Origin of the sequence: Agrobacterium sp. LAD9, from assembly GCF_003031125.1 — a bacterium.
GTDB lineage: Bacteria > Pseudomonadota > Alphaproteobacteria > Rhizobiales > Rhizobiaceae > Agrobacterium > Agrobacterium radiobacter.
On the sequence record NZ_PHGS01000002.1, the window covers coordinates 373,107 to 399,208 of the forward strand.

Sequence of the window (26,102 nt, forward strand, 5' to 3'; positions counted from 1 at the left end):
GCCGCGCAGCCCGCGGCAAATGGAAAACCGCGCCCCTTGCGAAGCGCGGTTTCCATATCCGAATATTCTGTTGCTGCCAGAGCGGGACGAAACCGCCCGTAGCCATCGGGCGCCGCTTACTGACGGAATAGCGACAGGATATTTTCGGAACTGGTATTGGCGATGGAGAGCGACTGGATGCCCAGCTGCTGCTGTGTCTGCAGTGCCTTGAGGCGGGTCGATTCTTCGTTCATGTCCGCATCCACAAGGCGGCCGATGCCGCTGTCGATGGAGTCGGTGAGCTTCGACACGAAGTCTTCCTGAAGGCCGATGCGCATCTTGATCGAGCCGAGAGCGGCGGAAGCGCTGCTCAGGGATTGAAATGCGGTTTCGACATCGGTGAGAAGATTACCGATGGTGTAGGCCGGCGGCGTTGCAGAAGCGAACAGCTTGAGATCGATGTCCCATACGGAAATGCCGGAGGCTGTTCCGGGTTGTCCGATGATGCCCCTCGTGGTGTCGAGCGTCGCGGGCGAGCCGGTCAGGCCGAAAAGCACATTGGCGGTCGTCGTGCCGGCAGTGGTATCGACAAGCGTATAGTCTGTTTTCGTCACGCTGACAGTGCCGCCGCCGTCGCGAACAAAGCCGGAAACGACAGTCTTGGCGCCGGTGCCCAGCAGCCAGTTCTCGCCGCTGAAGGATGCGCCCTGCGCGATCGATTCAAGCTGCTTTTTCAGCTGGTCGATCTCTTCCTGGATCTTGGTCTTGTCCACACCTTCTTCGGTGGCGGCAACGATTTTCGATTTGATTTCCTTGATGACTTCGACCGAGCTTTCCATTGCGGAATAGGCGACATCGATCTTCGCCGCGCCGAGGCCCAGCGCATCCTGAACCGCGGAAAGGGCCATGTTGTCGGAGCGCATCGTCGTCGCGATCGACCAGTAGGCGGCGTTGTCGGATGCGGTCTTGACCCGCAGGCCCGAAGACACTCTGGATTGTGTATCTTCGAGCTGGCCGCTGATTGCGCGCAAGGTCTGAAGCGCCGACATGGCGGCGGTGTTCGTCAGAATACTTGTCATAATTGCCCCTCTGAGCTGGCTAAATGGGAAGGGACATTCCGGGATCGCCGGAAACGACTGAGCGGCGTGATGCCTGTTAACCTCTTTTTCGTCTTGGTTAACGAGTCGTTTCGATGCGCTGATTTAGCCGTGATTTGGTTAACGAACTCTTAATCAAAAAATCTCTTAGTTTCGCAGGCGATTAAACAAAAAAACCGCGCCTTTCGGCGCGGTTGATTTTTTCGGCTGAAGCTTCCGATTAACGGAAGAGCGACAGGATGCTTTCGGAGTTGCTGTTGGCGATCGAGAGAGCCTGAACGCCGAGCTGCTGCTGGGTCTGCAGGGCCTTGAGGCGGGTGGACTCTTCGTTCATGTCGGCGTCCACGAGGCGGCCGATACCCTTTTCGACGGAGTCGGACAGCTTGGAAGCGAAATCTTCCTGCAGGCCGATACGCATGGAGAGCGAGCCGAGCTTTGCGGCAGCGCTGGTCATGGCCTTCAGGGAGTTTTCAACCAGCGTCAGGGCTTCGGCCATGTTCGTGGCGCGGTCAGCGGCTGCATACTGGGTGATATCAAGCGTGTAGACGGACTGGGCAGCGACGGTCGTGAACGTGCCGGTCGTGCCGAGAATGCCTGTCGTGTCGGGAACGCCCGTAGCGGAGTCGACCGAGCCGAACAGGGTGTTGCCGGTTGCGGTGTTGTCGAGAGCGTATTTCGTGGTCGTGACGTTAACGGCGCCACCGGTGGAGCGAACGAAGCCGGCAACGACCGACTTGTCCGGGTCTGTGCCGGGGGTTGTCGCACCGAGCGTCGAAACGCCGACGAGCCAGTTTTCACCGTAGAAGGAAGCGCCCTGTGCGATCGATGCGAGCTGCTTCTGGAGCTGGCCGATTTCTTCCTGAACCTTGGTGCGGTCGACGCCTTCTTCAGTTGCCGTGACCAGCTTTGCCTTGATTTCCTTGACGACTTCGATTGCCGATTCCATGCCGGCAGAAGCGGTGTCAACCTTGGCGGCGCCGAGGCCGAGAGCGTCGGAAACGGAGGAGAGAGCCATGTTGTCGGAGCGCATCGTGGTTGCGATCGACCAGTAAGCAGCGTTGTCAGCAGCTTCGCCAACGCGAAGGCCGGAGGAAACGCGTGCCTGAGTGGATTCCATGTTCTGGCCGATAGAGCGCAGGGTCTGGAGCGCAGACATTGCTGCGACATTCGTGATAATGCTCGTCATAGTAGTGTGCCCCTTGAATGGCTGATTAAAGAAGGGACATTCCGGTTTCACCGGGAACGGCGCACAGCATCATGCCTGCTAACTGGCTGATTTTTAACGTTAGCTCGCCGTTTCGATGAGCATTAGGTAACGCGGGTTTGGTTAATGAATTGATAAGCGGAGAAAGAAATTCGGCGTCGTCAAAATTAAAAAATGCAACCCTCGCGCGCACGCGCGCGTATCGCCAAAAGTTTAAAAAAAAGATAAGGCCGCACCCGTTTCCGGATGCGGCCTCATTGATGCATTCAGTCCGATTCAGCCTTTCGGACCTTTATGCCTTCTATCCCAATCCGCGCTCGGTCAGCCCCCGATTGCCTGTGGGAAGAAATCTGTCCCCCAGCCCCGAAGGGCTATGAGAAGCTCAGCTCTTAACGGAAGAGCGACAGGATGTTCTGCGAGTCGCTGTTGGCGATCGACAGAGCCTGGATTGCCAGCTGCTGCTGCGTCTGGAGAGCCTTCAGCTTGGTGGACTCTTCGTTCATGTCGGCGTCAACGAGACGGCCAACGCCCTTTTCGATGGTGTCGGACAGCTTGTCGGCGAAGTCGGTCTGCAGGTCGATACGGGCAGACAGCGAACCGAGCTTGGCGCCGGCGCTGGTCATCTTCGTCAGAGCGGTTTCAACGGAGTAGAGGGCGTTGTCGAGATCGTCGGTGGTGACGTTCATGTCGAGAACGGAGATCTGGGTGTAGGTCTTGGAGCCGACAGTCGTCGTCGCACCGGTAGCGTTCAGGATACCGGAGTTTGCGTCGATCGTGCCGGGCGTAGCTTCCGTGTAAAGCATGGAGGTGGCGTCGAGAGCGTAGTCCGTCGTCTTGACGCTGACGTTGCCGCTGGCGTCACGAACGAAGCCGGAAACAACCGTCTTGGTGGCGTTGGCGCTGGAAACGAGCCAGTTTTCACCGTTGAAAGACGCGCTCGTGCCGATCGACTTCAGCTGGTCGAGCAGCTGCGTGACTTCTTCCTGAACCTTGGCCTTGTCAACGCCCTGTTCCTTGGCGGCAACGACCTTTGCCTTGATGTCGGTGACGACCTTGATCGCGGCGTCCATACCGGCAGACGCGGTGTCAACCTTGGCGGCGCCCATGCCCAGCGCGTCGGAGACGGCGCCGAGAGCCTTGTTGTCGGAACGCATGGTGGTCGCGATCGACCAGTAGGCAGCGTTGTCCGAAGCCGAGCCAACCTTCAGGCCGGAAGAAATGCGGTCCTGCGTGCTCGAAAGGTCGGAAGCGATGGAACGCAGGGTCGAGAGAGCGGCCATTGCGTTGGTGTTGGTCAGAATGCTTGCCATAATAAATGTGTCCCTTGTTTTTACGAGATACTGGAGTGGGGACATACCGGGTTTGGTATTACCGGTCGCAACGTTTCGGCTTCATGCCACTCGGTTCAGAAATACTTAGTTTCAGAAACCAAACCCGCTGCGTGTGAAAAGAAATTCGCAGCGAAAAATTGCACAATTATTAATTTGAGCGCTAAGAAATATTGGAAGATACTTATGGTTAGTTTTCGATTTATTTAAATGGTAATTTTTCTATTTAGAAAGATAGTTACCAAGTCGCCAGAAAAACTGGTAATCAAAGCGTTAAAACGCGCAAACCCCGCGGCCTTGGGCGCGCGGGGTTAAAAAACAGGGTTAACGGGTGTCAATCCGGCACGAATGCCCGTCAGTTGAACGATCTGACGAGACTGCCGACGAGCAGGTTCCAGCCGTCGATCAGCACGAAGAACAGGATCTTGAACGGCAGGGAAATGGAGGTGGGCGGCAGCATCATCATGCCCATGGCCATGGTGATGGTGGCGACGATGAGATCGATGACCAGAAACGGCAGGATGATGAGGAAACCGATCTCGAAACCGCGCCGGATTTCCGACAGCATGAAGGCCGGAACGAGCACTCGATAGTCGACGACGTTGTTGGTCATGACTTCCTGTCCGCGCTCGCGGGCAATGTCGACGAACAGTTTCAGATCCTTGTCACGCGTATTGGCGTTCATGAAGGTGCGGAAGGGTTCGGCGATGCGCTCTACGGCCTGCTGCTCGTTGATCTGGTTCTGCAGCAGCGGCTGCACGCCGTCGGTCCAGGCTTTGTCGAAGGTGGGCGACATGACATAGAAGGTCATGAACATCGCCATCGACAGAAGGATCATGTTGGAAGGTGTCGAGGCAAGCCCCATGCCGGACCGCAGGATCGAGAAGGCGATCACGAAGCGCGGAAAGCTCGTGACCATGATCAGGATGCCCGGTGCGACGGAGAGAACCGTCAGAAGACCGAAGGTGCGGATGATCCATGCCGCAACAGAGCCGTCTATCTGCGTGTTGAACAGATCGGACGGAAATTGCTGGGCATTGGCAAGGCCCGGCAAAGCAAGGAGGACGGCGATGGTTACAAGAAATCGAATCATTCGATGACAAAGGTCCGGAACATGACCTTGGATACGCGCCCTTGAGAGCGCAGGTCAACTCGTTCCTGAATGTCATCCTTAAGATATTGAAAGCCGCGCGGCCCTTCCAGCTGCTGAAGGGAAACGGTGCGGATATAGGCCATGATGTCCTGGTGGATATCTTCCGCCAGACCCACCTCGACCGGTCCCTTGAACATCAGCGCCACTTCCAGCCGCACCCAGTTCGTCGAGGGATAGGCGAGGTTGGTGGTGATGGGATCGAGCTGGACGATGCCGTTCGCCTCGGCCGAGATTTTCTCGATACCCTCTTCCTTTTTCTCACCGTGTCCGCCGGCAGCAGCCGGCGCATGCGCCTCCGCGCCGGCGATCTTCGGCGCGATCATGCCACCCACGAGCCAGCCGCCCCCCGCACCGAGCAGGGTGAGGATCGCAACGCCTGCGATGGTCATGACCAGAGGGGAGGATTTTTTCTTGCCCTCTACCTGTTCGTTTTCCATGGGTCAGTCCGTTCCCGTGTACCGGCGTCAGAGCGGCGAGAACAGGTCGACGACCTGCTGCCCGACCGGGGGCTGCTGTACTTCCGTCAGACGTCCGCGACCGCCATAGGAGATGCGTGCTTCGGCGATGCGCTCGTAGGAGATGATGTTCTGTGCATCGACATCCTGCGGACGGACGATACCGCCGACGTTGAGGATGCGGATTTCGTGGTTCACGCGCACTTCCTGCGAGCCGCTGATGATGAGATTGCCGTTTTCCAGAATGCCGGTCACCACGGCGGCCACCAGCAGCGTCAGCTTTTCGGAACGCTTGGTCTTGCCCTTCGCCTGGGTGTCGGTGTCGGAGCCGTATTTGATGCTCGAGTCCGCTTCCGGTGTCCAGCCGAAGATTTCGGCCTTGGCCTTCCAGTTCAGGCCGCTGGCATTTGTACGGTTGCGCTCGGTCTCGTTGTCGAAATCAGCCTTGTCGTTGATCTGGATGTTGACGGTCAGGATGTCGCCGATGTTGAGCGCGCGCAGATCCTTGAACAGCGCCCCCTGACTGTCGCTCCACAGCGAATAGCCGCTGGCCATGTGCTTCGGCTGTTTGGGATACATGCCCATCTGCGGCGTCTGGCTGAATTGCAGGCCGCTGCCGATCGGGCTCATCGCAGGTGCGTTGCCGATTTCCTTCAGGGTCTGGTTGTTCTGGCAGCCGGCAAGCAGAGCGAGCGGCAGGAGGAGGGCCGGAAGACGACGCGTGCTCATGAAGGATCCTTCGAAGTGTTTTTATCGGTTGCCTGCGACATGATGCCGGCGACAGTGGCGGCTTTCTGCGCATCCATCTCACTGAGAATGAGACCCGATTGGCGCGGCGGCAGCTGCATGATGATGGCGGCCGCAATCTCCACATGCATCTTCTCAAGCTGTGGTGCGGCGGCATCGGCCTTCATCGTCTTGTAGATGTCGACGAGATTGCTTTTCGCCTGATTGAGGAAATGCTCGCGGCGCGCCAGCCAGTCCTCATATTCCGCCTTGCGGTCTTCCAGCACGGCAATGCGCTCATTGACGTCGGACTGCAGCTTTTCCAGATCCTGCTTCTGCATGAGATAACGCTGGTCGCGGGCGGCATCGGCGATGTTGGTGCAGAATTTCTGGATTTCATCCTGCGTGCTGAGTTCCGACACCACGTTCTGCTGGCTCTCGGCGCCAGCAGCGGGAAGCAGGAAAAGCAGCGAGGCGACAGCCGCGAAGCGGACAAGGCCATTCGGGAAAGCGTTTTTCTTCTGATTGTCCATCATTGCAGCACAAGCTCCGCCTGAAGGGCGCCGGCGGATTTGATGCCTTGCAGAATGGCGATGATGCCATCCGCCTTGAGCCCGATGCTGTTGAGACCCGCAACCAGCGTGCGAAGGTCAGGACCTTCGACGATGGCGACCTTGCTGCCTTCCTGCATTGCCATGATATCCGTCTGCGGCTGCACCGCCGTCTGACCGCGCGAGAAGGGTGCGGGCTGAATGACCTGTGGCGATTCCGTCACCTGCACGGTCAGCGTTCCGTAGCTGACCGCGACACGGGAAATGCGCACATCGGCGCCGATGACGATCGTGCCGGTGCGTTCGTTGATCACGACCTTGGCCGGCGTATCCGTCTCCACCGTCAGGTTTTCGATTTCCGCCATCAGCCGGGTGAGATCAGCCACGCGGGGCTTCTGCACCGCGATTTCCTGCGAATCGCGCGGCTCGGCGATGGGGTCGCCGTAACGGGCGCGGGCAAAAGCGTTGACGACATCGGCTACGCGCACCGCGGTCGAAAAATCGGGATTGCGCAGCTGAAGGACCAGATTGACCGAATCCTTGAATTTGGACGGCAGCTCGCGCTCGATGATCGCGCCGTTCGGCACGCGTGCCGAAGTCGTGACGCCCTGCGTCAGCGTTGCAGCGTCACCCTGGGCGGAAAAGCCGTTGACGATCAGCGCTCCCTGGGCGACCGCGTAAATCTGTCCGTCCGCGCCGGAAAGCGAGGTCATGATCAGTGTACCGCCACGAAGTGAGGTGGCATCGCCCAGCGAGCTGACCGTCACGTCGACACGGCTGCCGGGGCTGGCGAAGGGCGGGAGGTTGGCCGTCACCATGACAGCGGCGATGTTCTTGGCGTTGGACTGACCGCCCTGTGTGGTGATGCCGAGGTTCTGCAGCATTGCGCGCATGGATTGCTCGGTAAACGGCGAGGAGCGCAGGCTGTCGCCCGTGCCCTGCAGGCCGACCACGAGACCATAACCGATCAGCTGGTTGTCACGCCCCGCCTGCAGCGATGCGATATCCTTGATGCGGGATGTATCCGCATGGGCTGCGGGGAGGGAGAGGAAAGGCTGGGCCGAAAACAGGATGGCCGCGGCCAGGATACGAAGCACTCTCATTTCGCCATCACCTGAATGGTTCCGTCCTTCATGACCGTGCCGCTGACCATCACGCCGGAATCGATGTTGCGTACCCGGACGACTTCGCCGAGCGAGCCGTCGGTCATTGGCGTTCCCGAAGCCATCAGCGTCATGTTGCCGATTGTGAAGACGAGTTTGACGCTGGTGCCGCGCGTGACGAGCGACGGTTCGCGCAAGGCGGCAACGGGGATCGTGCGGCCGGGAAGCAGGGTCTGCTTGGAGATCATGCCTTCCACTTCGCTGATGTCGCTCGCATAACCCGAGGAAATATTGGGATTGGTCACTTCCACCGGCTTCACCTGTTCAGGCGTGATCGTCTCGCCCGGATAGATGGTGCGCGTCGGAACCAGCGCCATTGGCGCCTGAGCAAGCGCGGGAGTCAGAGCCCCCAGTGAAAAGGCAGACGCCAGGCACATACGGACGAGCGCCGTTCTGCAGCTGCTATTGTTCCGGACAAACCTCATGTTCGCCTGCCTTTCCGTTCTTACTTCAGGTTCTTGCTGACAATCGAAGCCATTTCGTCAGCGGTGGTGATGACCTTGGAATTCATCTCATAAGCGCGCTGCGCCGTGATCAGGTCGGTGATTTCCTTGACGGCATCGACGTTCGAGCCTTCGAGGTAGGATTGCTTGATGTAGCCGTAGCTCGGATCGTCAGGTACGCCGATGACAGCGTCGCCGGATGCCGGCGTCTGGGCAAAGAGGTTGTCGCCGAGCGGCTTCAGGCCGGCTTCGTTGGCGAAGTTGGCAATGGTCAGCTGGCCAAGCTCGGTGAAGTCGGCGGCGTTGCCGATACGGGCCGTCACCTGACCCGTGCGGGTAACGGTGATGTCCTGCGCGTCGGTCGGGATATTGATGTTGGGAATGACGTTGTAGCCATCGACAGTCACCAGATTGCCGTCGGCATTCTTGTTGAAGGCGCCGGCGCGGCTGTAGAGCGTCGAACCGTCAGCTGCTTCGATCTGGAACCAGCCCTGACCGATGATCGCAACGTCCAGCTTGTTGCCGGTCTCGATCAGGTTACCCTGGGTGTGGATGTTACGCACCGCCGAGGTCTGCACGCCGAGACCGATATTGGCGCCTTCGGGCACGATCGCCTGATTGGCGCGGTTCGGCACGCCCTGCATGCGCTCGGTCTGGTAGAGAAGATCGGTGAACTCCGCACGCGCGCGCTTGTAGCCTGTGGTGTTGATGTTGGCGATGTTGTTGGCAATGACTTCCAGATTGGTCTGCTGGGCGTCCATACCGGTGGCAGCGATGGCAAGAGCTCTCATGTCAATATTCCTGCTGGGCTAGATCTGCATCTTGGTAATGTCGAGATAGGCCGACACGATCTTGTCTCGGAGCGCGATGGCGGTTTGCAGTGACTGTTCGGCCGAAAGCATGGCATCGACCACTTCACGCGTATTCGCCTTGCCCTGAATGCCTTCGAAGGAAGCGACTTCCGCCTTCTTCAGATTGTTCATCGCATCAATCGAGACGTTGCCGAGAACGCTGGCGAAGCTTGCGCCCGTCTGCTGCGCGGGCGTCGTCTGCTGCTGGTCGCCGAAAAGGCTTTCCGTCAGCGAGGAGACGCCGCTTGCGCCGCGGGTAAGCGAGAGGGAACTGACTTGCTTGATACCGTCGATCATTGCGATGCCTTCAGAAGGTCGATTGTGGAGGCGACGAGGTCGCGTGTCTGGCGGATGACCTGAAGATTGGCGTCGTAGCTGCGGTTGGCTTCGCGCATGTCAGCCATTTCGATCAGGATATTGACGTTCGGCATCTTCACCATGCCGTTGCTATCGGCGGCCGGATTGCCGGGATCGTATTCGTTGACGAAATCACCACGGTCCACGCCGAGCTTCTTCACCGTCACGCGCTCCACACCGCTGACGCGGTCGAGCTCGGAACCGAAGGTGACGGTCTTGCGGCGATAGGGGTCGGCGCCGGGGGTGTCGCCGGTGGATCTGGCGTTGGCAATGTTTTCCGAAACAATGCGCAGGCGCGTGGACTGCACTTCGAGACCGCTGCCGGCGATTTTGCTCGCCGCACTCAAGGGATCCATGGATTACCTCTTTACCGTCATCAGCATCATGCGATGGAAGGATTTGACGAGATTGGCGTTCAGGTCGTACTGCCGCTTGATCTCGCCGGTCTTGGTCATTTCTTCCGCAAGCGCGACCGAATTGCCGGACTCCTGCATCCCGATCTCGTTATTGATCGGGTTGTCGCGCACCGCGATATTTTCGCTTAGCTCGCTCGCCCCGAAATGGGCGGGATGGGTCTTCGCCATACCGACCTGCTGGCTGGTGGCCTGCATGACCGCTTCGAAGGGGTTGACATCCTTGGCGTGGAACTTGGGTGTGTTGGCGTTGGCGATGTTGGTCGCCACGACTTCCTGCCGCACGCTCAGCCATTCCGCTTGGCGGGATGCCAGTTCGAACAGTTGAATCGGTTGCATAGACTTCTCCATCTCGTATGGCCCGAACCTACGGGGCTAATCTTGCGTCAGACTTGCGGGGAGGGATGGCGCTGCATAACGACGGAGAAAGGGGCGTGCGCAGGCGGCCCGCACAAAACAAAAAAGGCGCGCCGGCAGATGCGGCGCGCCCTTCCGTAGAGAGAAAAACCGTTATTTTTCGGGGTGGTAGGTCTTGCCGGAGGAGGTCTCTATCAGCCACTCGCCGTTGCGCTGCTCGATCTTTGTCAGCAATGCATTGTCCGGCAGGGTCGAACCGACTCGCACCATATACATGCCCGAACCGTCCTCGATCAGGGCGCGGCCATTGGAAACATGCAGCAGACGGAAGGATGTCTGGCCGGGGAAGGGCTGGTCCTCGATCCCGGCTGCCAGATTGTTCTGCTTTTCCTTGCCGCCCGCGTTAACGGTTGCCGTCGTCAGCATGTCGGGCAGCTCCGCCGGCGGCGGGGTGTCTTCCTTGTTGCGGTTGGTCATGGCCATCGGCGACACGCTGAAGACTTCCCGCGGGCCGGTATGGGGCAGATCGCGGGTGCGGTCGCCGCCCGCCACTTTCATGCCGAATTTGTCTTCGTTGAAGAACACGTACCATGGGAAAAAGGCTGCTGCAGCGGCAAGTCCGATGCCCGTCCATGCGAGAATACGGTCAGGCGTAAAGAAAACAGGCTTGGGTAGCACGTCTTCATCGTGGCTATTGTCGTTCCGCTTGTTCACGGGTCAGCCTCTCACTCTCGGGTTTACCTGGGGCTGGCCATTCTGTGCTCCCCCGCGCAGCGCGGTCGCCAGGTCGGCATAGGCGTCTTGCGCTGCCGGTTCGCTCGGCAGCTGTTTCAGCGTTTCATAGATGATCGGGACCTGCTTCACCGCCATGTCGAGATCGGGGTCGGTGCCGGGCCGATAACCGCCGATAAGGCGAAGATCCCGTGTTTCCTCAAAGCGGTGCACCAGCGCCTTGAGGCGCGAGACCAGCTTTTCCTGATCCGGCGTCCAGGCCTTCTTGGCAAGACGCGAGATCGAGGCGAGGGGATTGATCGGCGGATAACGGCCTTCTTCGGCAAGGCTGCGGTCCAGCACGATATGGCCGTCGAGAATACCGCGGGTCGAATCGGCGATCGGATCGTTATGATTGTCGCCATCCACCAGAATGGAGACGATGGCGGTGATGGTGCCGGTGCCTTCCGCGCCCGGTCCCGCCCGCTCCAGAAGGCGCGGCAATTCGGTGAAGACAGAGGCCGGATAGCCGCGCGCCACCGGCGGCTCGCCCGAAGCGACCGCCACTTCGCGGATCGCATGGGCAAATCGCGTCACGCTGTCGATGATGAGAAGGACATTGTCGCCCTGATCGCGGAAATGCTCGGCGATGGTAACGGCGGAAAGCGGGGCCATCTTGCGCAGCATCGGGCTTTCATCGCTCGTCGCGACGACGGCGATGGACTTGCTCATATTCTCGCCCATCGTGTCTTCGATGAATTCGCGCACTTCACGGCCACGTTCGCCGACAAGCGCGATGACGACCTTATCGAAGGCGTCTGCCTTGGCGAGCATGGACAGCAGCGTGGATTTACCGACGCCGGAACCCGCGAAAATGCCGAGGCGCTGGCCGAGGCAAAGCGGCGAAAAGATATCGATTGCCCGCACACCCGTCTTGAAGGGTGTCTCCACCCTTTTGCGCGTCATCGAGGGCGGCGCATTGTTGGAAATCGAACGGCGCTCAATGCCGGCGGCAAGAGGCCCCTGGCCGTCGATCGGCTCGCCGAGCGCATTGATGGTGCGTCCGCACCAGCTGTCGTCGGGCGAGACGCGGAAGGCGCCCTTGCGGATGACGGTGTCGTGAATGCCGATCGGCTCGCCGGGTTCGATGGGGCAGACATAGCAGATGTCCGGTTCCACGCGCACGACTTCGCCGAGATGAATGCCGGTCGCACTGCGATGGGCGACAAATTCCCCGAGCCGCACATGCCGCGACAGGCCGGAAACCGTATAGTGCCCGGCGGCGATGGTGCGGACATGACCGCCATGCGCCACCGAGAACTCCGGATCGGCATAATGCCCGGCAAGGCTCGCCAGCTGCGCGAGCTTCGGTGAAATGGCCCCAGCCGAGAGCATGGATTCCGGCATTGTCATCACTCAGTTCCTCAACGCGCGCCGCCAAGCGTCTTGATGCCCTCGCCGAAGGTCGATTCGGTGTCCCGCATCAGCGAGGAGATGCTTTCAAAGGCGCGGTTGACCTGGATGAGCTGCGTCATCTGGGAAATGCCGTTGACATTCGACTGCTCGAGGTAGCCCTGAACGACGCCGACTTCATGATTGTTGACGACCGGAACCGGCTGCGCCACCGGCTTCACGCCGCTATTGGGATGACGCAGGAAGCCTTGCGAAAAATCCGCCTGGTAGATGCCGAGCGTGGCGACGATGTTCTCGTTCTGGCGGATAGCTCCGTCGAGACCGACGGTGATAGGACCGCCATTCGGATTGAGCTGGATCGGGCCGCCGCCGGCATCGAGAACGGGATAACCGCTCGAGGAGATGAGCGCGCCGTCCGGACGCATGGTGAAACGGCCGTCGCGGGTCAGGATCTGACCATCAGGCGTATCCAGCGAGAACCAGGCATCGCCCTTGATGGCGAAATCGAAGGAATTGCCGGTCTGCTCGAATGCACCCTGACGAGTGGAGAGATAGTCGTTGCCCTGGGAAACGAAGGCCACCCTGGCGTTCATATCATTGTGGTTCTTGGCGACCATCTCATCGAATTTCACTTCGGAGCCGCGGAAGCCGACCGTGTTCACATTCGCCATATTGTCGGAAATGGTGGTAAGACGGCGCTCCAGCGCGATCTGCGAGGACAGGGCGACGTATAGTCCGGATTGCATATCATTTGCCTCCGAGTTTCAGGGAGTTGATGGAGATCAGCAGGTCGGGGGAAATGCCGTAGCCGCTGGAGGAGCCGAAAACGGCCAAGGGGTCATAGGTCGTCGAGGGATTTTGCATTTCCCACATGATGGTGAAACGCTCGAGCAGCTTGCCGACCTTTTCAGGATCCTGCAGATCCTTGATATCGATGCTTTTTTCGATGAGCGCGGCCTGCTTGTCGACATCGGCCGCCGCAAATGCGTCGGGCAGGTTGAACGTTGTGCGGAATACCTGCGCAAGCGCGTCGTCGGCGAGGAAATCGAGGCCGGATTTTATTGTCGGCGCCTTGCGCTCGAAATAAAGGGCAAGCCGGACGCCGTTATTGTCGTCGCCCGCTTCCTGTTCCAGCGTCTGGCGGGTGTATTTGCTGACGACACCTGATTTGGCTGCCTCGGTGGAGGTCGCTGCCGCACCCAGGCCTGCGAAATCCAGGGACTTTGCAAGCTCTGCATACCGGTTGTCGGAAAGCTTGTTGGCGAAGGCGTTCTTGTCCGAGGTGCCTTCCGTCAGCACCTTGCGGATGAAGGCCTTCGCATAGGCCATATCCTCGAGCCCGTGGGCTTTCAGGGCGTAATTATAAAGGCGCGTATCGGCCATGAAGTCGTCGATGGATTTCACATCGCCGATCTTTGCACGGTAATATTCGGTCTCGCGCGCCACGTCGGGCTGCTTCGACACCCGCTCAAGCGATTTGCCGATATCCTGACTGATCAGTCTGTAGCTGGTATAGGTGGAAGTCACTGAACCGCCGCTCTCGTTTGATCCCGATCTCAAGGCGCACGTCCGCCTTTGCCGGCATATTGCCGTGGCTTGCTTGTGCGAAACTGGCTGGAGGCGGGAGCATGGGGAGGCTTTGCGGACAGGTTCACGCAAGCCACATTTTCTAGACATGGCGGCATGGAACACTGTTCGGGCGTGGTCGATCAATGAATATTGTAATTGGACTTATAATCACCTTCGGCTGCATCATCGGCGGCTATATGGCGATGGGCGGTCATCTGGACGTGCTGGTTCAGCCGTTCGAATTGATGATCATTGGCGGCGCCGGCCTCGGCGGCTTCATCATGGCAAACCCCATGAAGGTCGTGAAGGATTCGGGCAAGGCGCTCGGCGAGGCCTTCAAGCATTCGGTCCCGAAGGAGCGAAACTATCTCGACGTGCTCGGCGTGCTTTATTCGCTGATGCGCGATCTGCGCACGAAATCGCGCAACGAGATCGAGGCCCATATCGACAATCCCGAGGAATCCTCGATCTTCCAGAGCGCGCCGTCGGTCCTGAAGAACAAGGAACTGACCTCGTTCATCTGTGACTATGTCCGTCTCATCATCATCGGCAATGCCCGCAGCCACGAAATCGAGGCGCTGATGGATGAAGAAATCGAAACCATCTTGCATGACAAGCTGAAGCCCTATCACGCGATCACCACCATGGGCGATTCCTTCCCCGCCATCGGTATCGTCGCGGCGGTTCTCGGCGTCATCAAGGCCATGGGCAAGATCAACGAATCGCCTGAAGTGCTCGGCGGCCTGATCGGCGCCGCACTCGTCGGCACCATGCTCGGCATCATCCTGTCCTATTCGATCTGCAACCCGCTCGCTTCGCAGGTCAAGATCGTCCGCACCAAGCAGCACCGCCTCTACATCATCGTCAAGCAGACGCTGATCGCTTACATGAACGGCTCGGTGCCGCAGGTCGCGCTCGAATACGGCCGCAAGACCATCTCCAACTACGAGCGGCCGTCCATTGACGCCGTCGAACAGGAGATGATGAACCCCGGCGGCGAAAACAAGGCGGCATGACGATGGCAAAAGCTGCAGCGCAACAAGCACCCGCCATCGACACCGCCCTGCTCGCAAAATTGACGGGAGGGCTGTCTGACCGCAAGACGATCGCCAAGATCGGTTCCGATATCGGCCATCTCTACAGCGAATTCCTGCCGGACATCTTCCACAGCGAGACCGGCATCGCGATCGATGTGGAATATGTCAGCTCCGAATCGGGCCTGATGACCGATCTCATCGCCAATGTTGGGAGCAATGTCGCGGTTGCCGATTGTTCCCTGCGCAACTGGTGCCCCAATTTCATGATGACTGTCGGCAACGGCTTCGTCATCGCGCTCATGGAGCGCATGCTGGGCGCGTCGCCGGACATGATCGGCGAACCGGACGAGCGCAGCCTGTCCCATATCGAGCTCGACCTTGCGGCCATGGTTCTTGGCCGCATCGCCGGTGTCCTGCGCTCCGGTGTCAACGCGCCCGGCGGTTTTGAGGCGGCCATCGAGCCGCCCTTCAATTCCAACGGCAAGAGCGCCTTCGAGGAAATGATCGCCGGTCTTTACGGCGTGACCCTCCGCATGAAGATCGATATCGGCAAGGTCTCGTCGGAATTTACCCTCATCGTGCCGCAGCGTCCCCTGCTCAGAACCTCCATCGTCGCTCCCAAGGCTTCGGCCCAGGCGCTGAAGAAGCAGGAGGAATGGATGGAGATGATTTCGGAGCAGGTGAAGCGATCGCAGGTAACGCTCGAGGCGCGCATCAAGCTCGAAACGCTGACGCTCAGGACAATTTCCAAGCTGGTGGCCGGTGACGTCATTCCGTTCCAGGCTCTGAAGCAGGACGATATCGGCGTCGAGGTCAGCGCCAACGGTTCCAAGCTCTATAATTGCGAATTCGGCAAGTCCGGCGACCGCTACATGGTTCGGGTGAAGAACAATGTCAGCACGGACGACGAGATCTTACGACATTTGATGGGTTAAATCCTGCCTGGCCTTTCGGGTTCTGGGCAGGCTGACGCAAGTTTCAAAGGGAATAATCAGCGCATGGCTACGAAGAAAACACCTGTGACCGATGATGCGGCGTTGCCGTCGTTTGAAGACGGCGGCGACCTCGACCAGGCTATCGGCGATCTGCGTGGCGTCCTCAAGACGGATGCGGAAGGCTCGCTCTCCGATTTTGGCGACTTCGGCGATTTCGGAAGCACGGACGAGGTTTCGACCGAAACCGACCTTTCCGCCTTTGGTGGCGGAGCGGCCGACTTTGCGATGGACGATTTTGCCGCCGCCCCGCAGGTTGCGGGCGTGAAGGCGCCGCTCGGCAGCGGCTTGTCCGAAAACATGGAAATGATCATGGACATCCCGATCGATGTCCAGATCGTTCTCGGCACCAGCAGAATGCTCGTTTCGGGGCTGATGAGCCTCGAAGAGGGCGCAACCATCGCGCTTGATCGCAAGATCGGCGAGCCGGTCGAGATCATGGTGAATGGCCGCCGTATTGCGCGCGGTGAAATAACGGTTCTGGAAGACGACGATACGCGCTTCGGCGTAAAATTGATTGAAGTACTGAGTACGCGAAAAGCCTGATCCCTGTGGGGACGGAGAGGAAAGACCATGATGGACTTCGAGGATTTCGGTAACCCCCTTGCGGGCAAGCCGTTGTCTCAGGCCGACAAGGCGGCCGCGGTGCTTCTTGCCATGGGCAAGGGCGTCGCCGGCAAGCTGCTGAAGTTTTTCACCCAGCATGAACTGCAGATGATCATTTCCTCGGCCCAGACCCTGCGCGTCATTCCTCCCGATGAGCTTGCACAGATCGTAGCCGAGTTCGAGGACCTGTTCACCGAAGGAACGGGTCTGATGGACAATGCCAAGGCCATCGAGAGCATTCTCGAAGAGGGCCTGACCCCTGAAGAGGTGGACAGCCTTCTCGGCCGCCGCGCGGCTTTCCAGGCCTATGAAGCATCGATCTGGGACCGCCTGCAGGAAGCCGAGCCGGAATTCGTCGGCAAGTTCCTGCTGCGCGAACATCCGCAGACCATCGCTTATATTCTCTCCATGCTGCCTTCCTCCTTCGGCGCCAAGGTTCTCCTCACCATTCCGGAAGAGCAGCGCGCCGATATCATGAACCGCACCGTCAACATGAAGGAAGTCAGCCCGACGGCTGCCCAGATCATCGAGAAGCGTGTGGTCAATCTCATCAATGAAATCGAGGCCGAGCGCAATGCGGGCGGTTCCACGAAGGTTGCGGATCTGATGAACGAACTGGACAAGCCGCAGGTCGATACGCTGCTCAGCTCTCTCGAGACGCTCAGCAAGGAAGCCGCAAACAAGGTCAAGCCGAAGATCTTCCTCTTCGACGATCTCATGTTCATGCCGCAGCGCAGCCGCGTCCTGCTGCTCAACGATGTTTCGGCCGATGTCATGACGATGGCGCTGCGCGGCGCCACGATGGAAATCAAGGAATGTGTGCTCTCCAGCATCAGCCCGCGCCAGCGCCGCATGATCGAATCGGACCTTGCGGTGCCGCAGGCCTCGATCAACACCCGCGAAGTGGCGATTGCCCGCCGCGCGGTGGCGCAGGAGGCGATCCGGCTGGCCAATTCCGGCCAGATCCAGCTGAAGGAAGCCTCTGCGGAGGAACAACCGGCCGCCGCTTAAGCGGAAGCCGGTTGATAACCCGCCCTTACGGCGGAACCGGCCATTGCGATGGCCGGTCACGGACGCTAGTTTCGGGATGACGGCCTGCCGGGATCGGCGGGCCCTTTTTTTTGATCCCGGGAACGTGCCTTGGCAGACGATCAGGACAAGGACAGTAAAACAGAAGCCCCGACGGAGAAAAAACTCCGCGATGCGGCGGAAAAGGGCAATCTTCCCTTTTCCCGTGAAGTGCCGATCTTTGCCTCCTCACTCGCTTTTTATTGTTACCTGGTCTTCTTCCTGCCCGATGGCGCCGGTCGCCTTGGCGTCACATTGAAGGACCTGTTCGGCCAGCCCGAACAGTGGGACCTCAGCACCCGGCCGGATGCCCTGTCGCTGTTGTATTTTCTCGGCACGTCGATCGCCTATCTGCTCATGCCGGCGATGATCATGTTCATGGTTTTCGGGCTTGCTTCGTCGTTTTTCCAGAACCTGCCGTCGCCGGTGCTTGAGCGGGTGCGTCCGCAATGGTCACGCGTCTCACCGGCGAAGGGCTTCACGCGCATCTACAGCAAGCAGGGTTTTGTGGAATTCGGCAAATCCGTATTCAAGATCATGATCGTCTCGGTCATCATGTTCTTTGCTTTGCGTGGCGATTTTTACAGCCTCATCGATCTGATGTTCTCCGATCCGCAGGTCATTTTCGTCCGGGTGGTCGAGATCGTCAAAAAAATGATGGTCGTTATTCTGCTTTCCACCGCGCTGCTTGCTGCCGTCGACGTTCTGTGGACGCGCCATCACTGGTTCAGCCAGTTGAAAATGACGAAGCATGAGGTGAAGGAAGAATACAAGCAGTCGCAGGGCGACCCCGTGGTCAAATCCCGCCAGCGTTCCATCGCCCGCGACCGTGCCCGCCGCCGGATGATCAACAATGTGCCGCGCGCAACGCTTGTCATCGCCAACCCCACACACTTTGCGGTGGCGCTGCGTTATGTTCGCGAAGAAGGCGACGCACCTGTTGTCGTGGCCAAGGGCCAGGACCTTATCGCATTGAAAATCCGCGAGATTGCGGAAGAAAACAATATCCCCGTTTTTGAGGACCCTCCGCTTGCACGCTCCATGTTTGCGCAAGTCTCGGTAGATAGTGTGATTCCACCAGTCTTTTACAAGGCTGTGGCTGAGCTCGTTCATCGGGTTTACGCCATGAAGTCATCGAAAATACGGGTTCAATAAAACCAATGAAAAAATCCGCCTATTCCGAACAGCGGGAAATGATCGTCGCAGAGGCGATCAACCCGATCGCCACCGAACTTCGATTGTTAGACCCGGCCGACCTGATTTCGCTGCTCAGATTCGAGTGCTACAGCAGTATCGCCGACCTCGTTTCGTCGGCGGCTGAGCTTTATTATCATCCCGGTACGATCAATTTCGGCGCCGGCGGCGAATACAAGCTCGAATGGGAAGGCGCGCCGGAGATCGTCCTCGATCTCGAGCTCAAGCCAAAGGGCGCCACGGTCTATGCGCGGTTGACGCTCGCCAACGAACATGCAGCGGTTGAGATCAATCACGTCTCGTTTCAGAACCCTTCCGAAAACCCGGACGAAAACACCGAGTTTCTTCGGAAAAGCCTGACGGCTGCCCGATTCGTGCCCACCCGTCAGGGCGAAGCGGCTTAACCGGATCATCCGCTGAATATTGCCGTCATGTCCCGTTGCGCCCGCCGAAATCGCGGGCGCAACGGCCTCGTTCGGGTGCGTTTTGACCAGAGCTTGCCTGAAGCCTGCCGGTTTATGCGAAACCCGGCTGTGAAAGGCAGGAACGCCTTGCAAATCAGTCCTGTTGTTTGTTACCTATCGCATTAACGATTTGTTAACGAACAGCAGGTCGCGGTGGTCGGTTCAGGCCATTGCCGATTCGCATGATGCTTCTGCTCGTTGTCGGCACAGCGCCGGATTTTTTCTTAAATTTTGAGTTTGGTGGACCCCATGACCAGCATTTTGACCAATGCGGCGGCGATGGCCGCGCTGCAAACCCTGCGCATGATCGACAAGAGCCTCGAGACAACACAGGCGCGCGTGTCTTCCGGCTACCGTGTCGAGACTGCGGCGGATAACGCGGCCTACTGGTCCATTGCAACGACGATGCGCTCCGACAATAACGCGCTTTCGGCCGTGCAGGACGCTTTGGGTCTGGGAGCCGCCAAGGTCGACACCGCCTACGACGCGCTTGAAAGCACGATTGAGGTCGTCAAGCAGATCAAGGCCAAGCTCGTCGCCGCCTACGGCGTTGGCGCCGACCGCGGCAAGATCCAGGATGAAATCAAGCAGCTTCAGGAACAGCTGAAGAGCATCTCCGAATCGGCCTCCTTCTCGGGCGAAAACTGGCTGCAGGCCAGCATCAGCAACGGTGGCACGCCGCCGGTTGAAGAATCGATCACGAAAAAGGTCGTTGCATCCTTCACCCGCACGGGCGCAGGCAATGTCGGCGTTACCACCGTTGATTATGTGCTCGATGGCAGTACGGTGCTTTTCGACCTCAGTGGTGGAAAGCTCGGGATTCTCGACAAGAACGCCGTTTTCGTCAGCAAGACGGAATATGAAGTCACTCAGACCTCGACGACTGCGGGTAAGGCGACGAACGCCGGTCATGTCGTCGAGAAGCTCAGTGACGCGCAGATCGGCGCGCTGAATGCCGCGACTGCGGATACGAATACGGATCCGAATATCTATAGTGACGGGACCGCCAATTATCTCCGCCTTGCCGAAAACGTATGGGTGAAGGTGACGGCGACAGATCCGTCGAGCGGTGGCACCACTGTTTCTCCCGCCTATCGCGACACCAGCAGCAACGACTGGTTTTACGACCTCAGCGGCGGGGCGGCTTCCGCCGATCGTTCCCTCGGGTTTTCCGTATCCACCCTCAATCTCGGCAATCTCGATGTTGTCGCCGCAGCCATGGGCGGTTTTGCCGGTGGTGGCACGACCTATACGGATGCCGACGCCATCGACATGATGATGTCCTTCGTCGACGGGCAGCTTGAGGCGATGACCAGCACGGCTTCCAGCCTGGGCTCGCTGCAGAGCCGCATCAGCATGCAGGATAACTTCGTGTCCAGCCTTATGGATGTTATCGACAAGGGCATCGGCCGTCTTGTCGATGCCGACATGAACGAGGAATCGACCAGGCTGAAAGCGCTGCAGACGCAGCAGCAGCTCGGCATCCAGGCTCTCTCCATCGCCAATGCCAACGCGGAAAATATCCTCCAGCTCTTCAAGTAACGGGTTCGACCGGCGTGGGTACGCGGGGATGAATGGGTGCAGGCTTGCCGATCACGCCCGCCTTCATCCTCGCACAAGTTTGAACACCTAACGTCGGGTCAGTATGGGGCGGATCGCATGGCGTGATCCGGCCGGGAAACGTGGAAGAGACGGGCAGGGTAGCAAGGATGACGGTGGTGCCGCCAAACGGCTTAGAGCATTTCCAGGAAAAGTGGACCCCGGTTTTCCGTCTGGAAATGCGGCGAGGCTTTTGCGATTCGCGCGGGCAACAAAACATGTCTGGCCCCTTTCTCCTGTTTTGCCGGAGGCAGGCATGAGCGCGTCCATTGCACGGTTTCTCAAGGACTTCGGTGAAGCGCAACCGCAATCGGCGGCGCCGGCCTTCGGCGACCCGTTGGCCGACAACGATTTCCTGTCCGATTTTGCCGATGGCGCTTCCGCTTTCGACGAATTTGCCCCCGTTGACGTGGAGAGCGAGAAACAGGCGGCCTACGACCGCGGCCGCGAAGACGCCACCCGCGAGATCACCGAGAAGATGCAGGCGGAGCGGGAAGAGCTGATCGCTGCCCATGCGGCCGAGCTGGAGACCCTGCGTTCGGGCCATCTTGAAGAAATTGCGGCGTCCCTGTCCCGTGGTCTGCGCGAGGGTATCGACGCGATCGCGGCCAATCTCAGCGAACAGACAGCCAATATCCTTGCCCCCCTCCTGACGGAAAAGCTATCGCTCAAGGCGGTTACGGCGCTGGCGGATGTGGTGCGCGCCGCCATGCCGGATGGCGAAGGGGTCACGCTTGTTGTGAAGGGTCCGAAAGATCTGTTCGAGCGGCTGAAGACGCAGCCGGACTTTGAAGAAGAAACGATGAAATTTACCGAGACCACCGATATCGATCTTTCCGTCGAGTTGGGTGAAAGCGTGTTCGTGACGCGCATGTCCGCCTGGGCGTCCAGTCTTCGCAAGGTGATGAAATGAGTGAAGGCGAGAACCACCACCACGGCAAAAACGAGATCATCATCGTCAAGCGCCACAAGGGCGGGCACGATGGCGCCCATGGCGGTGCGTGGAAAATCGCCTATGCCGACTTCATGACGGCGATGATGGCGTTCTTCCTCGTCATGTGGCTGGTCAATGCCGCCAACGAGGAAACCAAGGCCTCGGTCGCCAGCTATTTCAATCCCATCAAGCTGTCCGATGAGAAACCCTCGTCCAAGGGGCTGGAAAAGCCTGTCGATAAGGAAGAGGGCGTCCAGAAGAAAGACCAGTCCAACATCCAGGCTGAAAAGGTTACCAAAGGCTCCGCCGCGGCGACGGGCGAAGACCTGACCTCCCAGACCGGTGAGCAGTCGAATTTCTCCGAAGCGGACTTTTTCGAAAATCCCTATTCCGTGCTGGCTGAAATTGCCCAGCAGGTGGGGCAGCAGGCCAATGTCAGCGCCAAGGGCGAGGGCGGCGCTGCCGATTCCGGCCCGGCGACGGGCGCAAGCGGCGGCGAAGCCTATCGCGATCCCTTCGATCCCGATTTCTGGACCCAGCAGGTGAAAATCACTCGCGCCGATCAGCCGCAGAAACCGGTTGAACAGCAGCAGCTCGCCGAGAACAAACAGGAGGATGCGGCCGAAAACGCTCAGGCGGTCGCGCTTAAGTCGTCCGAGACACCGGCCGAAAAGGCGGAAGACGGCAAGCCGATGGAAGTCGCCGCCGTGGTGCCGCAGCAGCGTCCGGATGCCGCAGAGCAGGCAGCGCTTTCTCAGCCCAAGCCGGAGCAGCAAAAGGCCAGCGATGCCGAGTGGGAAAAGGCCGATACCCTGCGCGAGGAAATCGAGAAGCAGATCTCAGGCATTACCGGTAAGCTTTCCGAAGGTCTGGTGGTGACGCCGGCCGAAGGCGGGTTGCTGCTCACCATTTCCGACCAGACGGAAACGCCGATGTTCAATATCGGATCGGCTGTTCCCCGGCGCGAAATGGTTCTGGCCATGGAAAAAATCGGCAAACTGCTTCAGGAGCGGGGCGGCAGCGTGGTGATCCGCGGCCATACCGACGGACGGCAGTTCAAGGGCGAGGCCAATGACAACTGGCGGCTCTCCATGGACCGTGCGCACAGCGCCTATTACATGCTGGTGCGCGGCGGTCTGTCGGAAGAGCGGGTAAAGCAGGTCTCGGGTTTCGCGGACCGCAGATTGCAGGTGCCGGCGGACCCTCTGGCAGATGCCAACCGCCGCATCGAAATTCTGCTTGAGGCCGATCGGGGGTGAGTGTGACGAAAACCTCGAAACGCTGGCTCCTTCTTGCGGCGACGCTTTGCGGTCTCGGCTCCGAGCCGAGCAAGGCGTTTTCGCAGTCGCAAGACAATCTGATGCCCTATGCCATGCTGCGCTCCCTGCAGTTCGTGCAGGATTCGGTGGCCATGGGCGACCATTCCGCCGCTGAAATGCAGCGGTTTCTGCTGCAGACGATCGATGAGCGGCTGAAGAGCGCGCCCTCGGCGATCTTCAAGGATCCGCGCAATGTCGATGCGGCGCTCATCTATGCGATGAGCGGCGGCAACCCGGCGACGCTGGAATTGCTGGTCGCGCGTGATGTGGATGGCAATTTCGATAGCCGCGTTGCCGATATCCTGCGCAAATACCTGTCGGGCAAGGGAACGCTGGTCGCACAGAGCATCGCGGTCATGGTGCCTGAATATCGCGGCAAGCGGATTGGCGCCTATCTGGCGCTGATCGGCGGCAATGTGACGATACCGCGCGATCCGCTGGCTGCACTCGGCTTTTACGACATAGCCCGGCTCGAAGCGCCCGGCACAATCGTTGAGGAGGCGGCATTGCGCCGCTCGCTCGCTATCGCGGTTGAAGACGGCGATGCTGCGCGCGGCGTCGACTATGCGCAGCGTTATGCGCGGCGCTTCCTGCATTCGCCCTATGCCAGCCAGTTTGCCGACCTCTTGGTCTCGCTGGTGGTCAAACGCGCCGATTCCATCGGTGAGGAGGCGATACAGGAGACCTTCGCCATGATGGATACCGAGAGGCAGAAGGAAGCCTATCTGCGCCTTTCTCGCCTCGCGGCGATCAGCGGCAAGGATTCGCTGGCGCGTATGGCGGCGTTAAAGGCGAAGGCGCTGTCTCCGTCGCTGCCGGGTGAGCCTGAAGTCCAGGCAAATCTCTATGAAAGCCTTTCCAACATCGGCACACCAGATGTGGTGAGCGCGATCGAGACAATCGGGCAAATCCCCGAAGCGCAGCTTTCGGATCGGGACAGGGCCCTGCGGGAGGCGGCAAGGGCGATTGCAGAGCAGGTGGTTCGTCCTCCTTCCCTGCAGTCCGGTGTCGGTGCAGACACTGCGGCCACGAAGGATACCGGGCGGAATGCGCCCGAAAACGAGGCGACCGCTGCTGATGCAAAGAGCATATGGCGGGTCGAAACCCAGAAGGCTGACGATGAGGGCGATAACGTCCGGCAACTCGTGACGAGCGGCCGTAGCAAGCTCGATGAAATCGACAGCCTGTTGAAGAAAGGCGAGGGGGCACCATGATCGACGCAACCATCAACGCGATAATGAATGCGCCACCATCCGATCCGCGCGCCGGCAGCGCCAGCGTCAGGGACGACGCCAAGGGCGGCAGTTTCGGCGATGCCCTTTCCACGGTCCGGGACGAGCGGCCGCCGCAGGCGCTGCATTCGCGGCATCAGCAGGACAAGAACCCGGCTGAAGAACAGCAGGCACAGGCTGATAGCGAGGCGGAAAAGATGGATGTCCCGGTCAAGCGGCCCGCAACCTTTCTGAATGCGATCGTCAACGAGCATGCCGGCGAAGGTCGTGCCCATGAGACTTTGGCCGAATTTCAGAACGCCGTGAAAACGGCTCGCACACCCGATAACGGCAAAACAGGCAAGAAGCTCAAGGACGACACCGACAAGGATGCCGAGGCGGTAGCCGATGTGATCGATCCGAAGCTGGCGGAACTGCAGCTGGTTGTGGCCAACGCCGCCGATGTGGCGACAGCCAAGACGCCGCTTGAGGAAATTGCACAGGCGATTGCCGGCAAGACCGACACGGTGAAGTCAGACCGGGCTGAACCTGTCCGTGGCAAGGCCGAGCATTTGGTCAAGGACATGCCGACTGGTATCGCACCAGCCGGTAACGAGGCGGGATCGGCTTCCGAAAACGAAGGCGATGCCTCGGCATTCCGCTTCTCGTCCCCGCGTTCGGGCGCGGCCCGGGCTCTCGATATGAGCACGGTGCAGCGTGAGGGCCGTGTCGAGTTCGATGCACGGGAAAGCACCGGCAAAGCGGCAGATACCATCACGGTTCTCGATTCGCGGCGTTTCATCGGTCTGGCGCCTTCGACCAACGCTTCGGCCCTGACCGGCCTGATCGTCAATGATCCGGAATGGGTGAGCGCCATGCAGCCCGGTTCGTCGCTTTCCAATGCGGCGGCCCAGAGCAGCACCGGCAAGGTCGTGCATACGCTGAAGCTGCACATGACGCCGATCGAGCTCGGATCGGTGACGATGTCGCTGCGTCTTGCCGGTGACGAGCTTGCCGTTCACATGACGGTGGAGAGCGTTGCAGCCTATAAAAAGCTTCAGGACGACAGCAAGAACATCCTTGAGGGTCTCAAGGCGCAGGGTCTGACGGTCGATAACATCACCATCAGCATCGCTTCTTCCGACAAGAGTGACCAAACGGGCACACAGGGCAACAATCAGCAAAATCAGCAGGCGCAGCAGCAGGGCCAGCAGGCCGCCGCCGGGCGCAACCGTGACGAGTCCGGAGCACGGGGCAGCCGGCAAGGCAATGGCGATAATTTGGGGGTGCATAATGAAGGCATGGATGGCGCTCCTGGCTCTGCCCGTTCTTCTGCTGACAATGGCGTCTACCTCTGAAAACGTGTCAGCCTCGGCGACATCAGGCGTCTGTGAAAGAGAGATCCAGTCGGCGGCACGCAAATATGGCGTGCCGGAGGGAATTCTCTATTCGGTGGGCCTGACCGAGACGGGCCGCAAGGGGCGGCTCGACCCCAATGCCATGAATATCGAGGGAAAACCGGTATTTGCGACCTCCACCGAGGAAGCCCTGATGACTTTCGAGGCGGCGAAGCGCAACGGCGCCAAGCTGATCGACCTCGGCTGCATGCAGATAAATCATTATTTCCACGGCGAAAACTTCTCATCCCCGCGGGAAATGTTCGATCCGCGTCGCAATGTGGAATATGCCGCCATGTTCCTTCGCAACCTTCACAACAGGCATGAAACCTGGACCATGGCGGTCGCCCGTTATCACGCCGGCCCCAACAATGACCCGGCGCAGAAGAAATATGTCTGCCGCGTCATCGCCAATCTGGTGGCGACGGGCTACGGGAAATGGACTCCCAACGCGAAAAATTTCTGCGACGGATGACAACCTGAAATTGCTTTCAGGCACCGCAGGACTCGT

The 26,102-nt window shown here is 59.4% G+C and carries 28 protein-coding genes and 1 pseudogene; 12 read left to right on the top strand and 17 right to left on the bottom strand.

The genetic code is table 11. The features are described 5' to 3' along the window. Positions 1 to 116 precede the first annotated feature (116 nt). From DA915_RS02655 to DA915_RS02740, 17 genes and pseudogenes are all read right to left on the bottom strand, one after another. Positions 117 to 1,058 carry a flagellin gene (locus DA915_RS02655; RefSeq protein ID WP_003503441.1) on the bottom strand — a complete coding sequence of 314 codons (942 nt, stop codon included), beginning with the start codon at positions 1,056 to 1,058 and terminating at the stop codon, positions 117 to 119. 238 nt (positions 1,059 to 1,296) lie between these two features. Next, on the bottom strand, positions 1,297 to 2,262 hold the full coding sequence (locus tag DA915_RS02660; protein WP_003503440.1) for a flagellin: 966 nt from the start codon (positions 2,260 to 2,262) through the stop codon (positions 1,297 to 1,299). A 407-nt stretch (positions 2,263 to 2,669) separates the two neighbouring features. After that, entirely contained in the window at positions 2,670 to 3,590 is a 921-nt protein-coding gene (locus DA915_RS02670; protein ID WP_107675084.1) for a flagellin, read from the bottom strand. A gap of 373 nt (positions 3,591 to 3,963) precedes the next feature. Beyond that, a complete protein-coding gene (gene fliP, locus DA915_RS02675; RefSeq protein ID WP_003493833.1) occupies positions 3,964 to 4,701 on the bottom strand; it encodes a flagellar type III secretion system pore protein FliP in 738 nt (245 codons plus the stop codon). After that, positions 4,698 to 5,198 (bottom strand): flagellar basal body-associated FliL family protein, encoded by a 501-nt coding sequence (locus DA915_RS02680; protein WP_020811291.1) that lies wholly within the window; start codon positions 5,196 to 5,198, stop codon positions 4,698 to 4,700. Before DA915_RS02680 ends, fliP begins: the two co-directional genes overlap by 4 nt. A 27-nt stretch (positions 5,199 to 5,225) precedes the next feature. Beyond that, positions 5,226 to 5,945: a flagellar basal body L-ring protein FlgH gene (gene flgH, locus DA915_RS02685; RefSeq protein WP_003503434.1), complete on the bottom strand. Its 720-nt coding sequence runs from the start codon at positions 5,943 to 5,945 to the stop codon at positions 5,226 to 5,228. Beyond that, complete coding sequence (locus tag DA915_RS02690; protein WP_107675085.1) at positions 5,942 to 6,478, bottom strand: MotE family protein; 537 nt, start codon at positions 6,476 to 6,478, stop codon at positions 5,942 to 5,944. Before DA915_RS02690 ends, flgH begins: the two co-directional genes overlap by 4 nt. After that, positions 6,475 to 7,527, bottom strand: a pseudogene (locus tag DA915_RS02695) (flagellar basal body P-ring protein FlgI); the annotation flags it as partial. The pseudogene DA915_RS02695 and the gene DA915_RS02690, both read right to left, overlap by 4 nt. Positions 7,528 to 7,592: 65 nt before the next feature. Further along, positions 7,593 to 8,081, bottom strand: a complete 489-nt coding sequence (gene flgA / locus DA915_RS02700) for a flagellar basal body P-ring formation chaperone FlgA (protein WP_107675086.1) — start codon at positions 8,079 to 8,081, stop codon at positions 7,593 to 7,595. 20 nt (positions 8,082 to 8,101) lie between these two features. Then, the gene (gene flgG / locus DA915_RS02705; protein WP_003503427.1) at positions 8,102 to 8,890 is read right to left on the bottom strand and encodes a flagellar basal-body rod protein FlgG; all 789 of its coding nucleotides are present in this window, start codon (positions 8,888 to 8,890) and stop codon (positions 8,102 to 8,104) included. An 18-nt stretch (positions 8,891 to 8,908) separates the two neighbouring features. After that, positions 8,909 to 9,247, bottom strand: a complete 339-nt coding sequence (locus DA915_RS02710; RefSeq protein ID WP_003503424.1) for a flagellar hook-basal body complex protein FliE — start codon at positions 9,245 to 9,247, stop codon at positions 8,909 to 8,911. Further along, positions 9,244 to 9,663, bottom strand: coding sequence for a flagellar basal body rod protein FlgC (flgC, locus tag DA915_RS02715; protein WP_003503422.1), 420 nt, complete (start codon positions 9,661 to 9,663; stop codon positions 9,244 to 9,246). The genes DA915_RS02710 and flgC overlap by 4 nt, the downstream gene beginning before the upstream one ends. Before the next feature lie 3 nt (positions 9,664 to 9,666). Next, complete coding sequence (gene flgB / locus DA915_RS02720; protein WP_003503414.1) at positions 9,667 to 10,059, bottom strand: flagellar basal body rod protein FlgB; 393 nt, start codon at positions 10,057 to 10,059, stop codon at positions 9,667 to 9,669. Positions 10,060 to 10,230: 171 nt separating this feature from the next. Then, positions 10,231 to 10,791 (bottom strand): hypothetical protein, encoded by a 561-nt coding sequence (locus tag DA915_RS02725; RefSeq protein WP_003503413.1) that lies wholly within the window; start codon positions 10,789 to 10,791, stop codon positions 10,231 to 10,233. Positions 10,792 to 10,794: 3 nt separating this feature from the next. After that, a complete protein-coding gene (fliI, locus tag DA915_RS02730; protein ID WP_003503412.1) occupies positions 10,795 to 12,201 on the bottom strand; it encodes a flagellar protein export ATPase FliI in 1,407 nt (468 codons plus the stop codon). A gap of 11 nt (positions 12,202 to 12,212) precedes the next feature. Then, positions 12,213 to 12,947 (bottom strand): flagellar basal-body rod protein FlgF, encoded by a 735-nt coding sequence (gene flgF, locus DA915_RS02735; RefSeq protein ID WP_003503411.1) that lies wholly within the window; start codon positions 12,945 to 12,947, stop codon positions 12,213 to 12,215. Between the two features lies 1 nt (position 12,948). Beyond that, positions 12,949 to 13,728: a DUF1217 domain-containing protein gene (locus tag DA915_RS02740; protein ID WP_003503409.1), complete on the bottom strand. Its 780-nt coding sequence runs from the start codon at positions 13,726 to 13,728 to the stop codon at positions 12,949 to 12,951. 185 nt (positions 13,729 to 13,913) lie between these two features. Here DA915_RS02740 and motA point away from each other — a divergent pair, with 185 nt between their 5' ends. The 12 genes from motA to DA915_RS02805 all read left to right on the top strand — a co-directional run bounded on the left by motA (position 13,914) and on the right by DA915_RS02805 (position 26,066). After that, a complete protein-coding gene (motA, locus tag DA915_RS02745) occupies positions 13,914 to 14,786 on the top strand; it encodes a flagellar motor stator protein MotA (RefSeq protein ID WP_003503407.1) in 873 nt (290 codons plus the stop codon). Further along, positions 14,783 to 15,742, top strand: a complete 960-nt coding sequence (locus tag DA915_RS02750; RefSeq protein ID WP_003503405.1) for a FliM/FliN family flagellar motor switch protein — start codon at positions 14,783 to 14,785, stop codon at positions 15,740 to 15,742. The genes motA and DA915_RS02750 overlap by 4 nt, the downstream gene beginning before the upstream one ends. A 63-nt stretch (positions 15,743 to 15,805) precedes the next feature. After that, on the top strand, positions 15,806 to 16,345 hold the full coding sequence (gene fliN / locus DA915_RS02755; RefSeq protein ID WP_003503403.1) for a flagellar motor switch protein FliN: 540 nt from the start codon (positions 15,806 to 15,808) through the stop codon (positions 16,343 to 16,345). A gap of 27 nt (positions 16,346 to 16,372) precedes the next feature. Then, entirely contained in the window at positions 16,373 to 17,416 is a 1,044-nt protein-coding gene (gene fliG / locus DA915_RS02760) for a flagellar motor switch protein FliG (RefSeq protein WP_003503398.1), read from the top strand. A 129-nt stretch (positions 17,417 to 17,545) separates the two neighbouring features. Then, on the top strand, positions 17,546 to 18,628 hold the full coding sequence (gene flhB, locus DA915_RS02765) for a flagellar biosynthesis protein FlhB (RefSeq protein WP_003503396.1): 1,083 nt from the start codon (positions 17,546 to 17,548) through the stop codon (positions 18,626 to 18,628). A 5-nt stretch (positions 18,629 to 18,633) separates the two neighbouring features. Continuing rightward, complete coding sequence (locus DA915_RS02770) at positions 18,634 to 19,071, top strand: hypothetical protein (protein ID WP_003503394.1); 438 nt, start codon at positions 18,634 to 18,636, stop codon at positions 19,069 to 19,071. A gap of 309 nt (positions 19,072 to 19,380) precedes the next feature. Then, positions 19,381 to 20,673, top strand: a complete 1,293-nt coding sequence (locus tag DA915_RS02780) for a flagellin (protein WP_003503391.1) — start codon at positions 19,381 to 19,383, stop codon at positions 20,671 to 20,673. Between the two features lie 313 nt (positions 20,674 to 20,986). Then, positions 20,987 to 21,643: a hypothetical protein gene (locus DA915_RS02785; RefSeq protein WP_107675087.1), complete on the top strand. Its 657-nt coding sequence runs from the start codon at positions 20,987 to 20,989 to the stop codon at positions 21,641 to 21,643. Further along, positions 21,640 to 22,923: a MotB family protein gene (locus DA915_RS02790; RefSeq protein ID WP_003503388.1), complete on the top strand. Its 1,284-nt coding sequence runs from the start codon at positions 21,640 to 21,642 to the stop codon at positions 22,921 to 22,923. The genes DA915_RS02785 and DA915_RS02790 overlap by 4 nt, the downstream gene beginning before the upstream one ends. Next, complete coding sequence (gene motC, locus DA915_RS02795; protein ID WP_107675088.1) at positions 22,920 to 24,197, top strand: chemotaxis protein MotC; 1,278 nt, start codon at positions 22,920 to 22,922, stop codon at positions 24,195 to 24,197. The genes DA915_RS02790 and motC overlap by 4 nt, the downstream gene beginning before the upstream one ends. After that, positions 24,194 to 25,552, top strand: coding sequence for a flagellar hook-length control protein FliK (locus DA915_RS02800; protein WP_107675089.1), 1,359 nt, complete (start codon positions 24,194 to 24,196; stop codon positions 25,550 to 25,552). The genes motC and DA915_RS02800 overlap by 4 nt, the downstream gene beginning before the upstream one ends. Then, a complete protein-coding gene (locus tag DA915_RS02805; protein WP_192886388.1) occupies positions 25,500 to 26,066 on the top strand; it encodes a lytic transglycosylase domain-containing protein in 567 nt (188 codons plus the stop codon). Before DA915_RS02800 ends, DA915_RS02805 begins: the two co-directional genes overlap by 53 nt. The last annotated feature ends 36 nt before the right edge of the window (positions 26,067 to 26,102 follow it).